This is a genomic window from Aerococcus sp. L_32 (assembly GCF_050689315.1).
Genome location: NZ_JBOEQF010000271.1, coordinates 1 through 2,833 on the forward strand (window position 1 = coordinate 1; position 2,833 = coordinate 2,833).

Genomic DNA, 2,833 nt, shown 5'->3' on the forward strand with positions numbered 1-2,833 from the left:
CTTAAGCTTCTACTGCTTCACCTTTTTGCACGTCTTCTTCATAGTCACCGTTTGGACAAACGATTTGTTTACCACCACGGATTTTCTTTTCAACCAAGTAATGGTCACATTTTGGACATGCACGAGCGACTGGTTTGTTCCAGTCAGTAAAGTCACAGTCTGGGTATCTAGAGCAACCGTAGAAGATACGATTTTTCTTCGATTTACGTTCAACTACTTGACCTTCATGACATTTCGGACAAGTTACACCGATTTCTTTCACAATAGCTTCGGTGTGGCGACAGTCTGGGAAGTTGGCGCAGGCATAGAATTTCCCGAAACGACCCATTTTAATGACCATTTCACCGCCATCGACAGGACATTTAAAGCCAGCTGGTTCATCTTTGATTTCAATTTTTTCCATTTCCACTTCAGCTTTTTCCAGCTCTTTATGGAATGGTTTAAAGAAGGCATCGATAACTTCAACCCATTCTTTTTGGTCCGTTTCGATTTCATCTAATTCTTTTTCAAGATCAGCTGTAAATGACGTATCCACGATTTCTGGGAAGAATTCAGCAATCATCTTATCAACAATTTCACCTAGTTCAGTTGGTTCAAATCGTTTGGCTTCTAATTTTACGTAGTAGCGCTTGATCAGTGTTTCGATGGTTGGTGAGTATGTTGACGGACGGCCAACGCCATCTTCTTCTAGTTTCTTGATTAAAGAAGCCTCAGTATAGCGAGCTGGTGGTTGGGTGAAGTGTTGACTTGGTTCTAAGTCTTTAGACTTCACTGTTTCACCGTTAACTAATTCCGGTAAGATATTATCTTTGTTGTTGGCTTCTGTATAAACTTTTTGGTAACCTTCAAACTTAATTTTAGAACCATTTGCTCTAAAAGTCGCTTGGTTTTGTACCAAATCAGCAGATACAGTGTCATAGATGGCTGGTGCCATTTGACTGGCCATAAAACGAGACCAAATCAATGAATATAAGCGGAATTGATCACGAGATAAGTAATCTTTAACAGCATCCGGTGTCCGGTCAGCTGATGAAGGACGAATCGCTTCATGGGCATCTTGAGACCCTTGGGCTTTCTTGCTTACTGGTTGGTAACCTAAGTATTCCTTACCATAAGTATTGGTAATATATGCTTTTGCACCGGCTTTAGCTGAATCAGAGATACGGGTTGAATCGGTACGCATATAAGTAATCAAACCTACTGGCGCTCCGCTGCCTATTTTGATTCCTTCATATAGTTGTTGGGCCACCATCATAGTTTTACGGGTTCGGAAGTTTAATTTTTTCGCCGCTTCTTGTTGCATTGATGACGTGGTAAAAGGTTTTTGCGGGTTACGCTTACGTTCCTTTTCCGTCACGTTTTCAACAGTGAAGTCTTGGGTTTTAATTTCGGCCATAAACGCTTTAACATCCGCTTCGTTTTTCAAATCAAGTTTTTTACCCTTGAATTTTGAAGCGTTAGCTTTAAAGGTCTTACGGTCTTTAATAAATGACCCTTCAACTGTCCAGTACTCTTCAGGTTTGAAAGCACGGATTTCATTTTCCCGGTTGATAATCATATGTAAAGCAACGGATTGTACCCGACCAGCAGATAAACCTTTCTTCACTTTCTTCCATAACATTGGGGATAAATTGTAACCTACTAAGCGGTCTAACACACGACGTGCTTGTTGAGCGTCTACTAGGTCCATATTTATTGGACGAGGGTTTGCGATTGCCTCTTTAACAGCTTCTTTGGTTACCTCATTATAGGTTACACGGATTGGGTCTTCAGGGTTTAAGCCTAAGATGTGGGCTAAATGGAAGGCAATTGCTTCCCCTTCTCGGTCCGGGTCACTCGCAAGAAAGACTTTTTCAGCTTTCTTTGCATCTTTACGTAACTCTTTGATTAAAGGCCCTTTACCACGGATGTTGATGTAGTCCGGTTCATAGTCATTTTCAATATCAATTCCCATACGCGATTTTGGTAAATCACGTAGATGACCTTTGCTGGCTACAACTCTATAATTTCTGCCTAAGTACTTATCTATAGTTTTGGCTTTCGTCGGAGATTCTACGATTACTAAATATTTATATGCCAACGACAAGCTCCTTTCTGATATCCATTTCTAAATCGCTTTACATATTATGCTAGAAGAATAGCTTTTGTCAAATATGAAAATTAATAGCTACAAATGAATATATAACCTAAAGATAAAATAAGCAAGCAATATATGCACAATTTATATAGAAGAAAGTTGTTTGTTGGCAAATTCAAAGGTAAAAATTAAGTTTTTCTATACATTGAAAAATAAGTCGCGCAATATTTCTGAAGCCTGTAATGCCGGTGCGGCACCGTAGTAAATTAATTGGTTGGTCCCTGCAGATAAAGGGTTCGAAATAGGCCCTGGCACTGCAAAAACCAGTCTATTTTCTTGTAAGGCATAATTAGCCGTTATTAAAGAACCAGATTTTTCTGCCGCCTCAATAACCATCGTCGCTTGACTGAGTCCGGCAATAGTTAGATTTCGGTAAGGGAAATGCCAGCGTTGAATTTTAGCGTGGTTGGGTAGCGGTGAAACGAGTAAATGGTCATGGGCAATTCTTGCCTGCAATTTGTGGTGTTCACTCGGGTATGAAGTCAGCAAGCCCGTCCCGATAACCGCAATGGTTTCGCCCCCAGACATGGCTGCTTGGTGGGTATAGGCATCCACCCCTTTGGCTAAACCAGAGACAATGACCACGGCTTCACTTAATTCAGGGATTAGCTGGTCAATAGCTGCTTTACCGTAGACAGACATCTTTCTTGATCCTACAACAGCCATAGCAGGTTTTTGAAAAATAGCTAAATCACC

2 protein-coding genes are annotated in these 2,833 nt (G+C 40.7%); both read right to left on the reverse strand.

The window, feature by feature from the left end; all coding sequences use genetic code 11:
• Position 1 precedes the first annotated feature (1 nt).
• A complete protein-coding gene (gene topA, locus ACRCJ0_RS11585; protein WP_419971265.1) occupies positions 2-2,080 on the reverse strand; it encodes a type I DNA topoisomerase in 2,079 nt (692 codons plus the stop codon).
• A 195-nt stretch (positions 2,081-2,275) separates the two neighbouring features.
• Positions 2,276-2,833 (reverse strand): DNA-processing protein DprA (locus ACRCJ0_RS11590; protein ID WP_431390514.1); only part of this gene is annotated, 558 nt, incomplete at its 5' end.